This is a genomic window from Phaeovulum veldkampii DSM 11550 (genome assembly GCF_003034995.1).
GTDB classification, from domain to species: domain Bacteria; phylum Pseudomonadota; class Alphaproteobacteria; order Rhodobacterales; family Rhodobacteraceae; genus Phaeovulum; species Phaeovulum veldkampii.
This window is the reverse complement of sequence record NZ_PZKF01000015.1, coordinates 1-17,133: the sequence shown is the minus strand read 5'-3', so window position 1 is coordinate 17,133 and position 17,133 is coordinate 1. Positions and strand designations below refer to the sequence as shown.

Annotated in this window: 19 protein-coding genes, 1 other RNA gene and 3 pseudogenes; 18 read left to right on the top strand and 5 right to left on the bottom strand. The window is 65.4% G+C overall.

Annotation, left to right across the window (positions count from 1 at the left end; translation table 11 throughout):
* The first annotated feature begins 6 nt into the window (after window positions 1–6).
* The 7 genes from C5F46_RS08125 to C5F46_RS08095 all read left to right on the top strand — a co-directional run bounded on the left by C5F46_RS08125 (window position 7) and on the right by C5F46_RS08095 (window position 3,687).
* Window positions 7–303, top strand: a complete 297-nt coding sequence (locus C5F46_RS08125; protein ID WP_107324916.1) for a chorismate mutase — start codon at window positions 7–9, stop codon at window positions 301–303.
* A gap of 54 nt (window positions 304–357) precedes the next feature.
* A complete protein-coding gene (gene rpsP / locus C5F46_RS08120) occupies window positions 358–717 on the top strand; it encodes a 30S ribosomal protein S16 (protein ID WP_107324860.1) in 360 nt (119 codons plus the stop codon).
* Between the two features lie 68 nt (window positions 718–785).
* Window positions 786–1,295: a ribosome maturation factor RimM gene (gene rimM, locus C5F46_RS08115; RefSeq protein ID WP_107324859.1), complete on the top strand. Its 510-nt coding sequence runs from the start codon at window positions 786–788 to the stop codon at window positions 1,293–1,295.
* Window positions 1,292–2,128 carry a tRNA (guanosine(37)-N1)-methyltransferase TrmD gene (trmD, locus tag C5F46_RS08110; protein WP_107324858.1) on the top strand — a complete coding sequence of 279 codons (837 nt, stop codon included), beginning with the start codon at window positions 1,292–1,294 and terminating at the stop codon, window positions 2,126–2,128. Before rimM ends, trmD begins: the two co-directional genes overlap by 4 nt.
* Before the next feature lie 50 nt (window positions 2,129–2,178).
* Window positions 2,179–2,550 (top strand): 50S ribosomal protein L19, encoded by a 372-nt coding sequence (gene rplS / locus C5F46_RS08105; RefSeq protein ID WP_107324915.1) that lies wholly within the window; start codon window positions 2,179–2,181, stop codon window positions 2,548–2,550.
* A gap of 17 nt (window positions 2,551–2,567) precedes the next feature.
* A complete protein-coding gene (rpmE, locus tag C5F46_RS08100) occupies window positions 2,568–2,789 on the top strand; it encodes a 50S ribosomal protein L31 (protein WP_107324857.1) in 222 nt (73 codons plus the stop codon).
* A gap of 88 nt (window positions 2,790–2,877) precedes the next feature.
* Window positions 2,878–3,687: a division plane positioning ATPase MipZ gene (locus C5F46_RS08095; RefSeq protein ID WP_107324856.1), complete on the top strand. Its 810-nt coding sequence runs from the start codon at window positions 2,878–2,880 to the stop codon at window positions 3,685–3,687.
* Window positions 3,688–3,690: 3 nt separating this feature from the next.
* Here C5F46_RS08095 and C5F46_RS08090 read toward each other — a convergent pair whose 3' ends face one another.
* Window positions 3,691–3,921 (bottom strand): hypothetical protein, encoded by a 231-nt coding sequence (locus C5F46_RS08090; protein ID WP_107324855.1) that lies wholly within the window; start codon window positions 3,919–3,921, stop codon window positions 3,691–3,693.
* A gap of 229 nt (window positions 3,922–4,150) precedes the next feature.
* Between C5F46_RS08090 and C5F46_RS08085 the strand changes: the two genes are divergently transcribed.
* Genes C5F46_RS08085 through C5F46_RS08070 form a run of 4 tightly spaced genes read left to right on the top strand, consistent with a single transcriptional unit; the run spans window position 4,151 to window position 7,426 of the window.
* Window positions 4,151–5,002: a UDP-2,3-diacylglucosamine diphosphatase gene (locus C5F46_RS08085; protein WP_107324854.1), complete on the top strand. Its 852-nt coding sequence runs from the start codon at window positions 4,151–4,153 to the stop codon at window positions 5,000–5,002.
* Between the two features lies 1 nt (window position 5,003).
* Window positions 5,004–6,140, top strand: a complete 1,137-nt coding sequence (locus C5F46_RS08080; RefSeq protein ID WP_107324853.1) for a ceramide glucosyltransferase — start codon at window positions 5,004–5,006, stop codon at window positions 6,138–6,140.
* 6 nt (window positions 6,141–6,146) lie between these two features.
* Window positions 6,147–6,722: a DedA family protein gene (locus tag C5F46_RS08075; protein ID WP_107324852.1), complete on the top strand. Its 576-nt coding sequence runs from the start codon at window positions 6,147–6,149 to the stop codon at window positions 6,720–6,722.
* Window positions 6,719–7,426: a glycosyltransferase family 2 protein gene (locus tag C5F46_RS08070; protein ID WP_107324851.1), complete on the top strand. Its 708-nt coding sequence runs from the start codon at window positions 6,719–6,721 to the stop codon at window positions 7,424–7,426. The genes C5F46_RS08075 and C5F46_RS08070 overlap by 4 nt, the downstream gene beginning before the upstream one ends.
* A gap of 33 nt (window positions 7,427–7,459) precedes the next feature.
* On the opposite strand, the gene C5F46_RS08065 is transcribed toward C5F46_RS08070, so the two are convergent.
* Together C5F46_RS08065 and C5F46_RS08060 are read right to left on the bottom strand one after the other, a co-directional pair.
* Window positions 7,460–10,558, bottom strand: a complete 3,099-nt coding sequence (locus C5F46_RS08065; RefSeq protein WP_107324850.1) for an efflux RND transporter permease subunit — start codon at window positions 10,556–10,558, stop codon at window positions 7,460–7,462.
* A 21-nt stretch (window positions 10,559–10,579) separates the two neighbouring features.
* Window positions 10,580–11,749, bottom strand: coding sequence for an efflux RND transporter periplasmic adaptor subunit (locus C5F46_RS08060; protein ID WP_181317741.1), 1,170 nt, complete (start codon window positions 11,747–11,749; stop codon window positions 10,580–10,582).
* 92 nt (window positions 11,750–11,841) lie between these two features.
* Between C5F46_RS08060 and C5F46_RS08055 the strand changes: the two genes are divergently transcribed.
* Window positions 11,842–12,546: a TetR/AcrR family transcriptional regulator gene (locus C5F46_RS08055; protein ID WP_107324848.1), complete on the top strand. Its 705-nt coding sequence runs from the start codon at window positions 11,842–11,844 to the stop codon at window positions 12,544–12,546.
* Window positions 12,547–12,610: 64 nt separating this feature from the next.
* Here the strand turns inward: C5F46_RS08055 and ffs are convergent.
* An RNA gene (gene ffs, locus C5F46_RS08050) (signal recognition particle sRNA small type) lies at window positions 12,611–12,707 on the bottom strand.
* A gap of 311 nt (window positions 12,708–13,018) precedes the next feature.
* Between ffs and C5F46_RS17255 the strand changes: the two genes are divergently transcribed.
* The 3 genes from C5F46_RS17255 to C5F46_RS08040 are packed head-to-tail and all read left to right on the top strand — an operon-like array spanning window position 13,019 to window position 14,639.
* On the top strand, window positions 13,019–13,432 hold the full coding sequence (locus C5F46_RS17255; protein ID WP_328588558.1) for a TonB-dependent receptor domain-containing protein: 414 nt from the start codon (window positions 13,019–13,021) through the stop codon (window positions 13,430–13,432).
* Window positions 13,433–13,471: 39 nt separating this feature from the next.
* Window positions 13,472–13,801, top strand: a complete 330-nt coding sequence (locus C5F46_RS17250) for a hypothetical protein (RefSeq protein WP_328588557.1) — start codon at window positions 13,472–13,474, stop codon at window positions 13,799–13,801.
* A 13-nt stretch (window positions 13,802–13,814) separates the two neighbouring features.
* Window positions 13,815–14,639 carry an alpha/beta hydrolase gene (locus tag C5F46_RS08040; protein ID WP_107324847.1) on the top strand — a complete coding sequence of 275 codons (825 nt, stop codon included), beginning with the start codon at window positions 13,815–13,817 and terminating at the stop codon, window positions 14,637–14,639.
* A 2-nt stretch (window positions 14,640–14,641) separates the two neighbouring features.
* Here C5F46_RS08040 and C5F46_RS08035 read toward each other — a convergent pair whose 3' ends face one another.
* Window positions 14,642–14,950, bottom strand: a complete 309-nt coding sequence (locus C5F46_RS08035; protein ID WP_107324846.1) for a DUF2218 domain-containing protein — start codon at window positions 14,948–14,950, stop codon at window positions 14,642–14,644.
* 110 nt (window positions 14,951–15,060) lie between these two features.
* Between C5F46_RS08035 and C5F46_RS08030 the strand changes: the two are divergent.
* From C5F46_RS08030 to C5F46_RS08015, 3 pseudogenes are all read left to right on the top strand, one after another.
* Window positions 15,061–15,942: pseudogene (locus tag C5F46_RS08030) on the top strand (siderophore ABC transporter substrate-binding protein).
* 6 nt (window positions 15,943–15,948) lie between these two features.
* Window positions 15,949–16,278 (top strand): annotated as a pseudogene (locus C5F46_RS08025) (iron chelate uptake ABC transporter family permease subunit); the annotation flags it as partial.
* A gap of 420 nt (window positions 16,279–16,698) precedes the next feature.
* Window positions 16,699–17,133 (top strand): annotated as a pseudogene (locus C5F46_RS08015) (hypothetical protein); the annotation flags it as partial.

Sequence of the window (17,133 nt, the reverse complement as noted above, 5' to 3'; positions counted from 1 at the left end):
GACGCCATGACCGATGCCGCCACCCGCGCCGCCGAGGTTCTCAGGGACCACCGCGCCAGCATCGACCGGCTGGACGCGATCCTTGTGTTCACCCTTGCCGAGCGGTTCAAGCATACGCAAGCGGTGGGGCGGCTGAAGGCCGAACACGCGCTGCCCCCCTCGGACCCGGCGCGCGAGGCCGAACAGATCGAGCGGCTGCAAGATCTGGCCAGGATCGCCGATCTCGACCCGGAGTTTGCCCGTAAATTCCTTAATTTCGTGATCTCGGAAGTGATCCGGCACCACGAGACCTTTCAGAAGTAACCCAGAAATGTCGGGCGCAAGCCCCGCTCACAGCCAGCTTAAGGAGAAACTGACATGGCTATGAAAATCCGCCTCGCCCGTGGGGGCTCCAAGAAACGTCCGCATTACGCGATCGTCGCGTCGGATTCGCGCATGCCGCGCGATGGCCGCTTTCTGGAAAAGCTGGGCACCTACAACCCGCTGCTGGCCAAGGACAGCGAAGACCGCATCAAGATGAACCTTGAGCGCGTGCAATACTGGCTGGGTCAGGGCGCGCAGCCGACCGATCGCGTCGCGCGGTTCCTTGAATCGGCAGGCGTTCTGGCCAAAACCACCCGCAACAACCCCAAAGCCGCCGTGCCGGGCGCCAAGGCGACCAAGCGCGCCGCCGAAAAGGCCGCCAAAGCCGCCAAGGCCGACGAAGCCGCAGAATAAGACCGGAATTTGCGTTAAAATTCCTGGCCGGGCAGCCTTGCCCGGTCGCTTCAGTCGGAGCGCAGCCCATGACGAAACCGGACAGGATCTGCGTTGGTGCCATCGCGGGCGCCTTTGGTGTTCATGGCGAGGTGCGGCTGAAAAGCTTTTGCGCCACCCCCGAAGATATCGCCCACTACGCCCCGCTTTACACCGAGGATGGCGCGCACAGCTATACCGTCCGCCTGACCCGGCCTGTTGCGGGCGGGCTGGCGGCGCGGCTGTCGGGCGTGGCAACAAAGGAACAGGCGGATGCCCTGCGCGGCATCACGCTGTGGGCGGACCGGGGCAAACTGCCCTCATTGCCGGATGACGAGTTCTATCATGCCGATCTGATCGGGCTGGAGGTCGTCGATCCGGGCGGGGCGGTGCTGGGGCGGGTGCGCGCGGTTCACAACCACGGCGCGGGTGACATCCTTGAGGTTTACGCGCCGGGGCAGCGCCAGCCGCTGCTGCTGCCCTTCACCCGCGCGGTCGTGCCCACTGTCGATCTGCGCGCGGGCCGGATTGTGGCTGACCCGCCCGAGCAGATCGAATGACTGAAGTGCCCAAGCCCCGGTCGCATGGTCGGCTGGCCGTCTCGGCATCGGCCAGGCCGCGCGAACTGATGAGCGATGCGCCCCGTATCAAGGGCGCCTTCACCGTGCGCGTGGTCACCCTGTTCCCCGAGGCGTTTCCCGGCACGCTGGGTCTGAGCCTGACCGGCAAGGCGCTGGCCGAAGGGCTGTGGGCGCTGGAAACGATCGACCTGCGCCCGTTCGGCGAGGGGCGGCACCGCAACGTCGATGACACCCCCGCAGGCGGCGGCGCGGGGATGGTGTTGCGCGCCGATGTTGTGGGCCAAGCGCTGGCGCAGGCCAGCATCGGCACCCCGCCCGACCGCGTGCGCTGGCCGGTGATCTATCTGTCGCCCCGCGGACGCCCGCTGACCCAGACCACTGCCCGCAGTCTGGCGCAGGCCGAGGGGATGACGCTGTTGTGCGGCCGGTTCGAGGGCGTGGACGAGCGTGTGCTGGAGCATTTCGGCGTGCAAGAGATCAGCCTTGGCGATTTCGTCCTGACCGGGGGCGAGATTGCGGCACAGGCCTTGATCGACGCGACCGTTCGCCTTATACCCCGCGTGCTTGGGAATCAGGCGTCCACCGAGGAGGAGTCCTTCTCGCACGGGCTTCTTGAACACCCGCAGTATACGAAACCCCCCGTTTGGGAAGGCCGCGCGATACCGGAAGTTCTTCACTCCGGGCATCACGCGAATATCGCCATCTGGCGGCGGGCTATGGCCGAAAGGCTGACCAAGGAAAGACGACCTGATCTCTGGCGGGCGTTCTGTGCACAGCACGGAAGGAACCCGGATGAAGACCAAGAGCTCTGAGGGCGCGCACATCTTCGCGGAATAACCGCGAGCAAATGAAAGGACTTGCGATGAACCTGATCGCGCAACTCGAAGCCGAGCAGATCGCTGCGCTTGGCAAGACCATCCCCGACTTCAAGGCCGGTGACACCATCCGCGTCGGCTACAAAGTGACCGAAGGCACCCGCTCGCGCGTGCAGAACTATGAAGGCGTCTGCATCGCCCGCAAAGGCGGCTCGACGCTGGCGGCGTCGTTCACCGTTCGCAAGATCTCGTTCGGTGAGGGCGTGGAACGGGTGTTCCCGCTGTATTCGACCAACATCGATTCGATCGAAGTGGTCCGTCGTGGCCGCGTGCGCCGCGCCAAGCTGTATTACCTGCGTGATCGTCGCGGTAAATCGGCCCGGATCGCCGAAGTCACCAACTACAAACCCAAAGTGTAAGCCTGAGGAGCGGGACAATGAGAAAAGACATTCACCCCGATTATCACTTCATCGACGTGAAGATGACCGACGGCACCGTGTTCAAGGTCCGTTCGACCTGGGGCAAGGAAGGCGACCAGATGGCGCTGGACATCGATCCGCTGGCGCACCCCGCCTGGACCGGTGGCTCGGCCAAGCTGATGGACACCGGCGGCCGCGTGTCGAAGTTCAAGAACAAATACGCCGGCCTCGGCTTCTAAGCCACTGGCGCTTCCCCAAAGGGAACGCACAAGATATGGACAGGGCGCGCCGGAGACGGCGCGCCTTTTGAGTCTGGCGGGGGAAGACGTGGCGCATATCATCATCGTGGGCAACGAAAAGGGCGGATCGGGCAAATCCACCACCTGCATGCATGTGTCCACCGCGCTGGTGCGGATGGGCTTTCGCGTCGGCGCACTGGATCTTGACCTGCGCCAGCGCAGCTTTGGCCGTTATATTGAAAACCGGATGACGTTTCTGGCGCGCGAGGGACTGGCGCTGCCTACGCCCAATTACCGCCTTCTGCCAGAGGTGGATGCGGTCAGACTGGAACCCGGCCAAGACCCGCTGGATCAGCAGCTTGCCACCGCCGTTGCGACGCTGGAGGCGGATAGCGACTTTATCGTCATCGACTGCCCCGGCAGCCATACCAAGTTGAGCCAGATGGCCCATTCGCTGGCCGATACGCTGATCACGCCGCTGAACGACAGTTTTATCGACTTTGACCTGCTGGCCCGGATCGACCCGGAAACCGGACGGGTCAGCGGCCCGTCGATCTATGCCGAAATGGTCTGGGCGGCCCGGCAGTTGCGTGCGCGGGCAGGACTGAAGCCGATCGACTGGATTGTGCTGCGCAACCGTCTGGGCGCGCAGCAGATGCACAACAAAAAGAAGGTGGGCGCGGCGCTTGAGGAACTGTCGCGGCGCATCGGCTTTCGGGTGGCGCCGGGCTTTTCGGAACGGGTAATCTTTCGCGAATTGTTCCCACGCGGGCTGACGCTGCTGGATCTGCGCGATCTGGGTGTTGAAAGCCTGAACATGTCCAACATCGCCGCCCGGCAGGAACTGCGTGATCTGATGCAGGAATTGCGCCTGCCGGGCGTGACGGTGCAGTTTTAATGTTCAGGCTGACTCGGCCCGCGGGTTGACGCGGAAGGGCGAGGGGGCCGCCACACTCCGGCGGCGCGCCGCGGGCGCAGGTTCGGCGAGCGCAGCCAGACGTGCTGTGATCACCGGGTCTTCACGGTCGCGGCCCAAGCTAAAGCGGCGCGCAGGTGCCGCCTTCGGCTCGGCGGTGGCTTCGGCCTGCGGCGCAGGTTTCAGTCGCCGAACGAGGTTTTCTATGATCGACATGACCGCCTCCGATACTATTATGCGTTCTGATGTCAGATTCATCCGGCATTTGGACGAAATCGGGGCGGCTGCGGGGCATTGACAGGGCCATTGTTGCAAACAAAACGGCCGAAGTTTTGCTGTTTTGTCATAATTCGTCGCATTTCCTTGTGCTGCATGCGTGAGGATAGGCTGTGCTCGGTCGGTTGGCGATCGGGGTGCCCATCGGAACCAATGTCAGGCAGGTCGCATGTCGATACATACCCAGCCCGAAGCCCATCAGATCCTGTCACCGCTGCCCGAACAGCGACGGCGGTATCGCAGCCTGTTTCTGTCGGACCTGCATCTGGGCGCCAATGGTTGCCGGGCAGACCGGTTCCTGCAGTTTCTGAACCGTCACGACGCCGAGGTGATCTATCTGGTCGGCGACATCTTCGACAACTGGCAGCCGATCTCTCCGAAATGGTCGCCCACCCATGACGCCGTAATCCAGACCCTGCTGGCCCGCGTACGCGAGGGGGTGCGGATCGTCTATGTGCCCGGCAACCACGACGACTTCTTCCGCCGCCACTATGGCACCTATTTTGGGGCGATCGAGGTGGTAGAGCAGGCCGCCCATGTGGCTGCCGACGGGCAGCGCTATCTGGTGGTTCATGGCGACCATTGGGATGCCAAGCTGTTCCAGGCGCGCTGGCTGTCCAAGTTCGGCGCCTGGGCCGACAGTCTGGTGCGCGGACTGAACAATGCGATCAACCGTGTGCGCCGTAAGCTGGAACTGGAAGAGGCGCGCATGATCGAGGCGGCGCTGGTGCAGGTCAACGCCCTGCTGCGCTATCGCAACCGGTTCGAGGAACGGCTGACCGATGTGGCGCGGCAGCTTGGCTTTGACGGTGTGATCTGTGGGCATTTCCACAAGGCCGATCTGCATGACGATTATGGCGTGATCTATGCCAATTGTGGCGACTGGGTCGAGAACTTCACCGCGCTCGCCGAAGATGCCTGTGGCCGTTTGCGTCTGCTGACGTGGGAGGGCAAACCGCTGGCCCAAGCCGCACCGGGGCCGGTTGCCGTGCTGGATGATGCCGCAAGTGTGGTGGCCTGACATGCAAGACCTGATTCTGATCGTTCTGGCCGTATTTTGCGCCGCTGCATTGGCGCTGCATCTGGCCAGTGCGGTGTTGGTAGCGGCCCGTCTGCGCCGCGCCAAAGTTGCCCCCGCAATGCCGCGTGTTCTGCCCCAGATCACACTGTTGCGCCCCGTTTGCGGGCTTGACCCGCTGGATGCCGAAACGCTTGGGTCCAGCTTTGGACTTGATTACCCCACTTATGAGGTGATTTTCTGCGCCGCTTCGGCGGATGATCCGGTGGTGCCGCTGATCCACCGCCTGATCGCTGCCCATTCCGGTACTCGCGCCCGCCTGATGATCGGCGAAGACCGGATCACCACCAACCCCAAGCTGAACAATCTGGCCAAGGGCTGGGCTGCAGCACGGTCAGACTGGATCGTGATGGCCGACAGCAACCTGCTGCTGCCGCCCGATTATCTGCGCACGTTGGTCGCGGCGTGGACGCCGGGCACGGGGCTGGTGTCGTCGCCGCCAGTGGGGATTCGACCGCAGGGGTTGTGGGGGGCGGTCGAATGCGCCTTTCTGAACGCCTATCAGGCGCGCTGGCAATTGGCCGCCGATCAGGTCGGGCTTGGATTTGCGCAGGGCAAGACACTGTTCTGGAACCGTAAAATTCTGGATTATGCCGGCGGTCTGGCTGCGCTGGGTGCCGAAATCGCCGAAGATGTGAACGCAACCAAGCTGGTGCGCGCCGCAGGTCTGAACGTGCGACTGACGCCGCAGCCTTTTGCCCAACCCATAGGGCAGCGCAGCTTTGCCGAGGTCTGGGGCCGTCAACTGCGCTGGGCGCGGGTGCGGCGGCTTGGCTTTCCGGCGCTGTTCGTGCCCGAGGTGTTGACCGGCGCCCTAGCCCCGATGGCCGCGCTGACCGCCGTGGTTGCAGCGGGTGCTGCGCCGCTGGCCAGCCTGCCTGCCTATGCGCTGGTCTGGTATGGCACCGAGGCGGCGCTGGCGCGCGGCGCGGGCTGGCCGATGGGCCCGCGTGATCTGGCGGCCGCGCTGCTGCGTGATCTGATGGTCCCCGCGGTCTGGACCTGGGCCTGGGCGGGGCGTGATTTTGTCTGGCGCGGCAATACGATGGCTGCGCCCGCCCGGCCTGCCACGCCGGTCTGATCGGCCATGATCGGGGTCGAATCTGTCCTGCCGCTGATACAGGCCCATGGCGTGGCCCTGCTGGCGCCAATGGCGGTGCTGGAGGGGCCGATTGTCACCGTGATTGCGGCCTGGCTGGCGCGGCTGGCCTACATCGACATCGTAACGGTTTGTGTTGTGGTGATCGTTGCCGATCTGATTGGTGATACGCTGTTCTATCTGCTGGGGCGGCGCGGGGTGGCTCTGCTGCCGGCCCGCTGGCGCGCCCGGCTGAAGGTGGATGAACAGCGGCTGGCACAGTTGACCGACCATTTCCGCACCCATGGAGGGCGCATGTTGCTGCTGGGCAAGCTGACCCATTCTGTCGGCTTTCTGGTGCTGATCGCCGCGGGCGCGGCACGGATGAACCCGGCGGCCTTTCTGGGCTACAACCTCCTGGCCGGGGTTCCGAAAAGCCTGTTTTTCGTCGCCATCGGCTATACGCTGGGCCATGCCTCGGAGCAGATCGACAGCTGGATATTCCGCGCCTCGTTCATGATTGTCGGGGTCGGTGTTCTGGTCGGCGTGACATGGTATCTGCTGCGCAGACGGAACACGACATGACCAAAGACAGCCCCCGCGTGTCCTGTATCATACCGGCCTTCAACGAGGCGGTGCGGATCGGTTGCGTTCTGGAGGCCGTGGCGGGGCATCCCGATGTGGCCGAGGTGATTGTGGTCGATGATGCCTCGACCGATGCCACCGCCGAAGTCGTCGCTGCAATCGCCGCCACCACGCCGGGCCTGCGGCTGATCCGGCAGCCGCAAAACCGCGGCAAGACGGCGGCGCTGGCCGCGGGGATCGAGGCGGCGGGCGCACCGCTGTTGCTGTTGCTGGATGCTGATCTGATCGGCCTGACGCCCGCCCATATCGCTGCGCTGATTGCCCCGGTGCGCAGCGGTCGGGCCGATATCTCGATCAGCCTTCGCGACAACGCGCCCCGACTATGGCGCGCCATCGGGCTGGATTATATCTCGGGCGAGCGTGTGTTGGCGCGCAGCTTGCTGGATCAGCCGCTTGAGGTGTTGCTGCGCCTGCCAAAGTTTGGCTTTGAGGTGTATCTCAACACGCTTTGCATTGGCCGCCGCTGCCGCATTGCCGTGGTGGACTGGCCCGGTGTGAAAAGCCCGTTCAAACAGTCGAAATATGGGCTGTTGGCGGGGCTTCGGGCCGATGCGCGCATGATGGGCGATATTTTCAGAACCGTCTCGCCTGCCCGGATCGTGGTGCAGATACTGGCCATGCGCGCGATGCGGGTGCAGCCCTAGGCCCGGCGCGAAGGCCGGGCCTAGGGGGGTGTGTCAGGTTGATTTGCTGAAGAACCGGCGCACCAGCACAAAGAACAGCGGCACGAACAGCACCCCGATCACCGTGGCCGAGATCGTGCCGCCCAGCACGCCCGAGCCGATGGCCGTGCGCCCGCCGGAACCTGCACCGGTGGACAGAACCAGCGGCAGCACGCCCAGCGAAAACGCCATCGAGGTCATGATGATCGGGCGGAACCGCTGCCGTGCGGCTTCTTTCACCGCCTCCATCATTGGCTCGCCAGCTTCCATCCGGTCGCGGGCAAATTCCACGATCAGGATGGCGTTCTTGCCGGTCAGGCCGATTACTGTCAGCAGGCCGACCTGAAAGAACACGCCATTGTCGAACCCGCCCAACCAGGCGCCCGCCAGCGCGCCCAGCACGCCGATGGGCATGGCCAGCATCACCGCAAACGGGATCGACCAGCTTTCATAGAGCGCGGCAAGGCACAGGAAGACCGCCGCGAGCGACAGCGCATACAGCAGCGGCGCCTGATTGCCAGAGTCGCGCTCCTCCAGCGACAGGCCGGTCCAGGACAGGGCAAAGCCCGGCGGAAGCTGGCCTGCCAGCCGCTCCATTTCCGCCATCGCCTCGCCGGTCGAGACGCCGGGCGCGGGCGAGCCCTGGATCTGCATCGAGGGGATGCCGTTATAGCGCGTCAGGCCCTGCGGGCCGAACTCCCAACTGCCGGTGGCAAAGTTGGAAAACGGCACCAGCCCGCCATTGTCGTTGCGCACACGCCATTTGCGGATGTCTTCGGGGGTGGCGCGGGCCTCGGCCTCGCCCTGGACATAGACACGCTTGATCCGGTCGTTATCGACGAAGTCGTTGACATAGCGCCCCGCCCAGGCGACCGACAGCAGGCTTGCCACATCGGTAGCCGAAACCCCCATCGCGCCCGCCGCGCGCCAGTCGATATCCAGGTTGAACTGGGCCGCATCCTCCAGCCCGTTGGGTCGGGCCGAGGCGATCAGCGGGCTTTGCGCCGCCATGCCCAGCAGCATGTTGCGCGCCTCCAGCAGTTGTTCGTGGCTTTGGCCGTTGCGTGCCTGAAGGTAGAAGTCGAAGCCCGAGACGTTGCCCAGTTCGATCACCGAGGGCGGCACGATCGGGAACACCATCGCATCGCGGATCTGGCTGAGCGCGCCAAAGGCCCGGCCCGCAATGGCCTGCGCCGACTGGTCGGGGCGGGTGCGTTCGGACCAGTCCTTCAACTGCACAAAGGCAAGCGCCATGTTCTGGCCCTGACCGGCAAAGCTGAAGCCCACGACGCCGAACATCGAATTGACGTTTTCCGCCTCGGCATCAAGGAAGTGGTTTTCCACCTGCTTGACCACCTCCAGCGTGCGTTCGGCGGTGGCGCCGGTGGGGGCCTGGATCAGGGTGAACAAGATCCCCTGATCCTCGGCCGGCAAAAAGCCCGTCGGGGTTTTGACGAACATGTAGCCCATGCCGCCCACCATCATCAGATAGATCACCGCAATCCGCAGCGGCCGCCGGATGATCCAGCCGACGCTGCCGGCATAGCCCGACACGGTCTTGTCAAAGCCCTTGTTGAACCAGCCGAACGGGCCGCGCTTGATATGCACCGAATCGCGGTTGCGCAGGATCGTGGCGCACAGCGCGGGCGTCAGCGTCAGTGCCACCAAAACCGACAGAAGCATCGCCGAAACGATGGTGATCGAGAATTGCTGATAGATCACGCCGGTCGATCCGCCGAAAAACGCCATCGGCACGAACACCGCCGACAGAACCAGCGCGATGCCGATCAGCGCGCCGGTGATCTGGCCCATCGACTTGCGCGTGGCCTCGCGCGGGTCGAGCCCTTCTTCCTCCATGATGCGTTCGACGTTTTCCACCACCACGATCGCGTCATCGACCAGCAGGCCGATTGCCAGGACCATGGCCAGCATGGTCAACGTGTTGATCGAATAGCCGAAGACTGCAAGAATGCCGAAGGTGCCCAGCAGAACCACAGGCACCGCCAGCGTCGGGATCAGCGTGGCGCGGATGTTCTGCAAAAACAGCAGCATCACGAGGAAGACCAGGAAGATCGCTTCGAACAGTGTCTTGACGACCTCCTTGATCGAAATTTCGACAAAGGGGGTGGTGTCGTAGGGGATCACATATTCCACGCCTTCGGGGAAGAAGGCCGAAAGCTGCTCGATGCGCTCCTTGACCAGGCGCGCAGTATCCAGCGCATTGGCCCCCGAGGCCAGCCGGATCGCCATGCCGGCCGAAGGGTCGCGGCTGAAGCGGCCTATGGTGCTGTAATTCTCGGCCCCGATCTCGACCCTGGCCACATCCTTCAGCAGCACAAGCCCGCCATCGGTCGCGGCGCGCAGCACGATCTGTTCGAAATCTTCGGGTGTGCGCAGCAGCGATTGCGCGGTGATCGTTGCATTCAGCATCTGCCCGTCAACCGCCGGGCGCGACCCGAACGCGCCCGCCGAAATCTGTGCGTTTTCCTCGGACACCGAGGCCACCACATCCGACGGCGTCAGTTCAAAGGCGGCAAGTTTGGCCGGATCCAGCCAGATCCGCATCGCATATTGCGCGCCAAAGACCTGCACCTCTCCCACGCCTTCAAGCCGCGAAAATTCATCCAGCAGGTTGCTGACCATGTAATCCGACAGGTCAACCTGTTCGAGTTTGCCATCGGTCGAGATCAGGCCGATCACCATCAGGAAACCGGCCGAAGATTTGCGCACCGTGATACCTTGTCGCTGCACGGTTTCGGGCAGCAGAGCGGTGGCTTGCGCCAGCTTGTTCTGCACCTGCACCTGCGCGATGTCGGCATCGGTGCCCGTTTCAAAGGTCAGCGTGATATTGGCCGTGCCCGCCGAGGTCGAGTTGGAACTGAAGTAACGCAGCCCATCAAGGCCGGTCATCTGCTGTTCGATGACCTGCGTCACGGTGTTGGCCACCGTCTCGGCCGAGGCGCCGGGGTAGGTGGCACTGATGCTGACGGTGGGGGGGGCGATCTGCGGGTATTGCGCCACCGGCAGTGTGAGGATGGATAATACCCCGATCCCCATGATCAGGATCGAGATCACCCAGGCGAAGATAGGCCGGTCGATGAAAAAGCGTGCCATGCGGGCTCTCCGGGCTCTGGGTCAGTTCTGCGGCTTGCCGGCGGGCGCAGGCTGCGCAGGTGTGCTGGCGCCGCGTTCCTGCGGCACCACGGTGGCGCCAGGCGCCACCTTTTGCAGCCCCTCGACAATGACCTTGTCGCCCGGTTTCAGGCCGTCCGATACGATCCAGGTGTTGCCGCGGTCGCGCAGCACGGTCAGGTCGCGCTGTTCCACCACGTTCTGGTCATTGACGACATAGGCGATGGGCAGGCCCCGGCGGTTGCGCATCACGCCCTCTTGCGGAACCATCATCACGTTACGGGCCATGCCCTGCGGCATTTCCACCTGCACATACATGCCCGGAAGCAACAGACCTTCGGGGTTCAGGAAGGCCAGACGCAGCACGACAACGCCGGTCAGTTCATCCACATAGGGCTCGGCCGCGGTCAGTTCGCCCTGATGTTCGTAGGTGCTGCCATCGGCCAGCTTCAGCGTCACGCGGCGGTCGGCCTCGCCCAGCCCCTGTTCGGTATGGCCGCGCCGCCAAGCGATCAGTTCGGCCGCCGACTGGGTCACGTCCACATAAACCGGGTCAAGCTGCCGGATCACCGCCAGCGCGCCGGTTTGCCCCGCCGTCACCAGCGACCCCGAAGTGGTCAGCGACCTGCCGATGATGCCCGACAGCGGCGCGCGGATCGTGGTGCGATCCAGCTCGATTTCGGCGGTCAGCAATTGCGCCTCGGCCACCTGAAGCGCGGCAGCAGCAGCATCGCGGGTCGAGATCGTATCGTCCGCCGTCTGCTGGCTGGTCACGCCCTTTGCGACCAGCGGCTGTACCCGATCCACCTCGCGTTGGGCGGCCTTCAGCGTGGCCTGCGCCTGTGCGACGGCTGCCTTGGCTGCCGCGACCTGAGCCTCGTAGCTGGCGGCGTCGATCAAGTAGAGCGGGTCGCCTGCCTCTACCTCGCTGCCCTCGTCGAACAGACGTTCGGTGATGATGCCCGCCACCTGCGGGCGCACCTCGGCCACGCCCGAGGCGATCACCCGCCCCGGAAGGGTCGCCGTCAGGGTGATGTCCTGTTCGGCTATCGTGACAACGGTGACGGCGGCGGCGGGGCGCCCGTCCTGGGCCAACGCGGCGGGGGCCGAAAGGGCCAAAAGGCAAAGGGCGCCGATACGGGCGACCCGGAAGGCGCAGCGAATATCCGTCATGACTGTTCCCCAAGGCGGCGCGGAATGCGGTTGAACGAGATTACTTTGTTCTGCTAGTAAGAAAACCATAGGGTTTTGTAAAGAGGCGCCCCATGAGTCCGACGGTTTCCGAGGAACATTTCTGCGACCTGGGCAAAGACTGCGCGCGGGCCGAGGCCCCGCGCGGGCCGGGCCGCCCCCGTCTGCTGACCCCGGCGCAGCGCGAATGCCAGATTTTGGATGCCACCGAACGGGTGCTGGCCCGGCATGGGCTGCAAGGCGCCAGCATGGCGCTGATCGCGCAAGAGGCGGGCATGTCAAAGCGCACGCTGTACGATGTATTCGCCAGCCGTGAGTCTCTGTTTGCCGCCTGTGTCCGCCGCATCCGCAGCGCGGTGGTGCGACCGTTGTCCGAAGACCAGCAGGGGCTGCCGCTGGCCGCTCGGCTGCGGCTGCTGCTGCTGCCGGCGCCGGGCGCGGGCTTTGCCGAGGTGCCAGTCGAGATCATGCGCGCGGTGATCGCCGAGGCTCCACGCCACCCCGAGCTGGCGCATGAATTCCGCGAGGAGGGGCCGCTGGCCATCGAGCGGATGATTCGCGCCGAACTGGATCAGGCCGTTGCCCGCGGCGAGGTGGCCATTGCCGATACCGCCATGGCCGCACGTCTGCTGCGCGACATGGCCTATGAAAGCGCGCTGGACCGTCTGACGACGCCGCCCTCAGGCCCGCGCCCGGCTGAACAGGTGCAGGCCCGGCTGGATCTGGCGATTGGCGTGTTTCTGGGCGGCATTGCGGCGGTAAGCCTGACCCATCCCTGAGCCAATTTTGCAGGCATCTGGACCGGACTAGCGCCAAGCTTTGCCGATAGAACAATAAAGGAAAGGTGAGAGGCTGGACAGCGACCCAGACGTGAATCGTTACGGCTGCTTCCTTCCGGACCTGACCGGGTTGGCGAGGCGTCCGCCCGCGCCAACCTCTCACACTCGCATATAGGGCCGCAGTGACCGGAACGCAAGACGCGCATCAGCGGTAATGGGTCGGCTTGAACGCACAAGACTGGCGCAGCGGGGCGGCGGCATTTCTGCCCGGTGCCGTGGCGCGATGGCTACGGCAGACGAGCAACCCAAGACCCCGGTTACACAAGCGAGGTCACGGTTATTCCCGGTCGCCCTTAGATCCCATGATCGCGGTGTGAACTGACTGGGTCGGCGGCCTCTCCCACGGCATTCTCCCTTCGAGGGTTGCGCCAGATTGGCTGGCGCCGAGCCTCAAGAATGGGGGAGAGACCGAATGCAGGATAGCATGTTCATCGGGCTAGATGTCCACAAGGCGACGATCTCGGTTGCGATTGCGCAGGGTGCGCATCTGACGCCCTTTGCCGGGCTGACCTGGGACATCCGCCCCGATACCACGCTTTATGCAAGCTACACCGAGATCTTCCAGACCCAGACCGCGCTGGATGCTTCGGGCAAGGTGCTTGATCCGCTCGAAGGCCAGCAGATCGAGATCGGCGCCAAGGCGGAGCTGGCGGGGGGGCTTGGTGTCTCGGCGGCGCTCTTCCAGCTTGATCAGGTCAACCGCGCGCAGGCGGTGCCGGGAACCACCTATTCCGTCGCTACGGGCGAGGTGCGGGTGCGCGGGTTTGAAATCGAGGCCGCGGGCGAGATCGGCGACAATCTGCATCTGGCGGTGGGCTACACCTGATCCGACTCGGAATACCGCAACGGCACGACGGCCGGAGAGGTGTTTTCCACCTATACGCCGCGCCACATGCTGAAGCTCTCGGCCGAATATGATCTCACCGAGGGGGCCCTTGCAGACTGGTCCTTTGGCGGGCAGTTGCGCGCGATGTCGGAGTTTTCCTCGGTGTCCGGCACGACCACCATCCGCGCCCAGGGCTACGGTGTCGTCGATCTGACCGCCAAGCGGCGCCTGGACGAAAACACCGATCTGCGGCTGACGGTCTCGAATGCCTTCGACAAGGACTATTATTCCCGCGTCGGCGGCACGACCGTGTTCAACTTCCGCGGCGAGCCGCGCAGCGTCTCGCTGGCACTGACGCGGCGGTTTTGATGGGGCGGTTCTGATGCGGCTCGTGCTGGCGATGGCAATCGGTCTTGCGCTGCCGGGAACGCCCGGCACCGCCGCCGATCCGCAGGAGCTTGGCCCCGCCGTGATGCTCGATCATTCGGCCCGGTTCGAGGTGGACGGGCCGACCGGGCCGCTTGTCGTGCAAGTCCGCTGGCCCGCCACCGCCCCCCCGCCCGAGGGCTATGGCGTCATCTATGCGATGGATGCCGGCTGGACCTTTGGCACGCTTTGCGATGCGCTCGCGCTGCAAGGCTCGGTGCAGGCGGCGGGGCCAGTACGGTCAACGGTGGTGGTAGGGATCGGCTGGCCCGGCCCCGGGCTGATCGACCTTGACCGGCGCGGCCCCGATCTGGTGGAAGCGCCGGGGGGCGAGGCGCTGGTCCGGGTGCTGAGCGACACCATCCTGCCCCGGATCGAGGCCAGCCTGCCTGTAGATCCGGCGCATCGGATGGTGCTTGGCCATTCCTATGGCGGCGCCTTTGCGCTGCGCGCGGGCTTTGCGCGGCCCGATCTGTTCAGCCATGTCGCGGCGGGCAGTCCGTCGATCTGGACCGATCCGGCGGCGCTTGGCGCTCCGCCGCCGGGGGAGGCCCGGCCCAAGGTGCTGGTCACGATCGGCGCGCTGGAGCGGCCCGAGGCGGCGCTCGCCGCAGGCGAGAGGCTCGAGCGCGTTGCCCGCCTGCGCAGCCGCGACATGGCCGGGCGAGTAGAAAGCCTGGCTCGCGATCTGCGCACGGACCTTGTGGAGTTTCCCGGCCTGAGCCACGGCGCCTCGGCCACACCCTTTGCCGCGACCGCCGTCGATTTTCTGTGGCGCTGATGTCAGCCCGCGCCGACCGCCGCGTCCTGAAGCACCCAGACAAGGCCGGTGAACCCCTCGCGGTGTGCAAAGGTCACCAGATGGCTATCCACCACGAACCGCGCTTCGATCATCGCTTTGGCATCCTCGGCGGTGATCTGCACCACCAGCGCCTCCGCCTCGGCCCGAAGCTGCATCAGACTCGAGGGCAGCTCCGCCCGACCCTGCGTCTCGTCCCAGTCGGCGGGCACCTTGTGGGCGAAATGCTTGCACAGTTGCGCGATGTATTTTTGCGCATGCGGCGTGGGGTAACGGGCAGTCGTGACGAACATTCGTGTATCCTTACGTTTTTTGTAGGCTATCGGCTGGCCCTTTCTGCGGCAAGGGGGTATGACCCGAAACGCGAAGCCAGTTTCAGCCACGCCCAACCCGAGGAACCCCGATGAAACGCTTTGCGCTTGCGGCGGCGCTGATGCTGGCCGCCCTTCCCGTTCTGGCCGAACCGGTCACGATCTCCACCGCCCGCGGCCCCGTCACCCTGCCCGAGCGACCCGCGACGCTTGCCGTCTTCGACGTCGCAGCCGCCGACACGCTGGCGGCGCTTGGCGTTCCCGTGGCGGGCCTGCCCGAGAAGCTTTACGTCGATTACCTCGCTCCCGCCGCCACCCAGATCGGCACACTCTTCGAGCCCGATCTCGAGGCGCTTTCCACCCTTGCGCCCGACCTGATCGTGGTCGGAGCGCGCTCGGCTGCGCAATTCGAGGCGGTGGCGCAGGTGGCGCCCACGCTCGACATGTCGATTTCCGCCGATGTCGTGGGCGATGCAAGGGCGCGTCTGGCGGCCTATGGCACGCTTTTCGGCAAGGAGGCCGAAGCCAAGGCGCTGGCCGCCGCGCTCAATGCCCGCATTGCTCAGGTGCAGGCGGCCGCCAAGGGCAAGGGCGATGCGCTGATCGTGCTGACGAACGGGCCGAAGATCTCCGCCTATGGTCGCGGCTCGCGCTTTGGCTGGATCCATGACACGGTCGGCCTGCCCGAGGCCTATCCGGCGCTGAAACCCGAGGTGCATGGCGATGCGATCTCGTTCGAATTCATCGCCGAGGTCGATCCCGACTGGCTGATCGTGGTGGACCGCGGCGCAGCGACCGGGGCCGAGGGGCCTTCGGCGCTGTAGACGCTCGACAATCCGCTGGTGGCGGGGACCAAGGCCGCGAAGGCCGGACATGTTGTGATGCTGAACGCGACCGATCTTTACATCGCGGGCGGCGGCTATCAGGCCTTGATGGCCAATTTCGCCGAACTTCTGGCGGCGCTGAAAGGCTGAGGGGGGATGTCGCGCCCGCTGGCTCTAGCCCTCGCCGGTCTTGCCCTGCTGGCCCTTGCCAGCCTTTTCGTCGGCGCGGCCAGTCTTGACGGGCGGGCGGCGCTGCTCTTGTCGGCCTCGCGCATTCCGCGCACGGCGGCGGCGATCCTGACTGGGGCGGCGCTGGCCGTCGCGGGCGTGGTGATGCAGCAGATCGTGCGCAACCGTTTCGTCGAACCCGCGACCACCGGCACGCCCGAGGCGGCGGCGGCGGGGCTTCTGGCCGTCACCCTTGCAGCCCCCGCCGCGCCGATCTGGGCAAAGATGATCGTTGCCGCCGTCTCGGCGCTTGCGGGGGCGCTGATAGTCGGCCATTGCATCAGTAGAGATTTCGCGAAGAGTTTCGGAAGCCGCTAAGCTTAGCGTGCCCGCCTTCCTTACGCAGGGGCCACGGTTGGGGCGCGTGCCGTCGGGCAGGCCGATGACGATCCTGTGCTCGAGGCCGGGACCGTCGCGCAGCTTCAGAAGATCGTCGGGCCCCGGCCCCCCGGACCACGACCCCATTCCCCGCTGCGCAACCGGCCGCGATCAGGAGGGCGAGAAGCTTTGCAAGATGGGGCGCACGATCTCTCCTTGATCGTTTGCGCCACTCCAGGGCATCCGCCGGAGCAGGGACGGGGCCCGACAGGTGCGCGCCCCAAAGTCGCGTGACGCGCGAGGGGGATCGGCGTTAGACTCCCCGCAGCGATCTCAGCGCAGGTTTTCGACGAGGATCTCATGCGACCCCTGACCCGACGCGCGGTTCTGGCGGCCCCGTTCGTGATCGCGACACTGACGGGCGGCGGGCAGGCGCGAGGCGCGCCCGGCGATCCCTTGCCCGGACAGATGATCCTGACCGGGTTTCGCGGCACCGCCCCCGCAAGCCCTGAGGTGGCGCAGGTCTGCCGCATGCTCGCGCGGGGCGAAATCGCCGGGGTGCTGCTGCTCGAGCGCAACATCCGTAGCCCCGGCCAACTGGCCCGCCTCACCGACACCCTGCGCGCCGCCGCGCCCGCCCTGCCACCGATCATCGCCGTCGATCAGGAGGGGGGCAAAGTCGCACGGCTTGGCGTGGCGCAGGGCTTTCTCGACTGGCGCGGCGCGGCCGATCTGGCGCGCGACGCGGCCTGCGCCGAGGACATCTACTCCTATTACGCCCCGCGCGCGCGGCAA

Coding starts and splice junctions, on each gene's coding strand:
- C5F46_RS08060 (WP_181317741.1), bottom strand. CDS start 11,749: ATGACGGATATTCGCTGCGCCTTCCGGGTCGCCCGTATCGGCGCCCTT.
- C5F46_RS08070 (WP_107324851.1), top strand. CDS start 6,719: ATGACCAAAGACAGCCCCCGCGTGTCCTGTATCATACCGGCCTTCAAC.
- trmD (WP_107324858.1), top strand. CDS start 1,292: ATGACTGAAGTGCCCAAGCCCCGGTCGCATGGTCGGCTGGCCGTCTCG.
- C5F46_RS08065 (WP_107324850.1), bottom strand. CDS start 10,558: ATGGCACGCTTTTTCATCGACCGGCCTATCTTCGCCTGGGTGATCTCG.
- C5F46_RS17255 (WP_328588558.1), top strand. CDS start 13,019: ATGCAGGATAGCATGTTCATCGGGCTAGATGTCCACAAGGCGACGATC.
- C5F46_RS08085 (WP_107324854.1), top strand. CDS start 4,151: ATGTCGATACATACCCAGCCCGAAGCCCATCAGATCCTGTCACCGCTG.
- rimM (WP_107324859.1), top strand. CDS start 786: ATGACGAAACCGGACAGGATCTGCGTTGGTGCCATCGCGGGCGCCTTT.
- C5F46_RS08090 (WP_107324855.1), bottom strand. CDS start 3,921: ATGTCGATCATAGAAAACCTCGTTCGGCGACTGAAACCTGCGCCGCAG.
- C5F46_RS08125 (WP_107324916.1), top strand. CDS start 7: ATGACCGATGCCGCCACCCGCGCCGCCGAGGTTCTCAGGGACCACCGC.
- C5F46_RS08055 (WP_107324848.1), top strand. CDS start 11,842: ATGAGTCCGACGGTTTCCGAGGAACATTTCTGCGACCTGGGCAAAGAC.
- rplS (WP_107324915.1), top strand. CDS start 2,179: ATGAACCTGATCGCGCAACTCGAAGCCGAGCAGATCGCTGCGCTTGGC.
- C5F46_RS08075 (WP_107324852.1), top strand. CDS start 6,147: ATGATCGGGGTCGAATCTGTCCTGCCGCTGATACAGGCCCATGGCGTG.
- C5F46_RS08080 (WP_107324853.1), top strand. CDS start 5,004: ATGCAAGACCTGATTCTGATCGTTCTGGCCGTATTTTGCGCCGCTGCA.
- rpsP (WP_107324860.1), top strand. CDS start 358: ATGGCTATGAAAATCCGCCTCGCCCGTGGGGGCTCCAAGAAACGTCCG.
- C5F46_RS08040 (WP_107324847.1), top strand. CDS start 13,815: ATGCGGCTCGTGCTGGCGATGGCAATCGGTCTTGCGCTGCCGGGAACG.
- rpmE (WP_107324857.1), top strand. CDS start 2,568: ATGAGAAAAGACATTCACCCCGATTATCACTTCATCGACGTGAAGATG.
- C5F46_RS08035 (WP_107324846.1), bottom strand. CDS start 14,950: ATGTTCGTCACGACTGCCCGTTACCCCACGCCGCATGCGCAAAAATAC.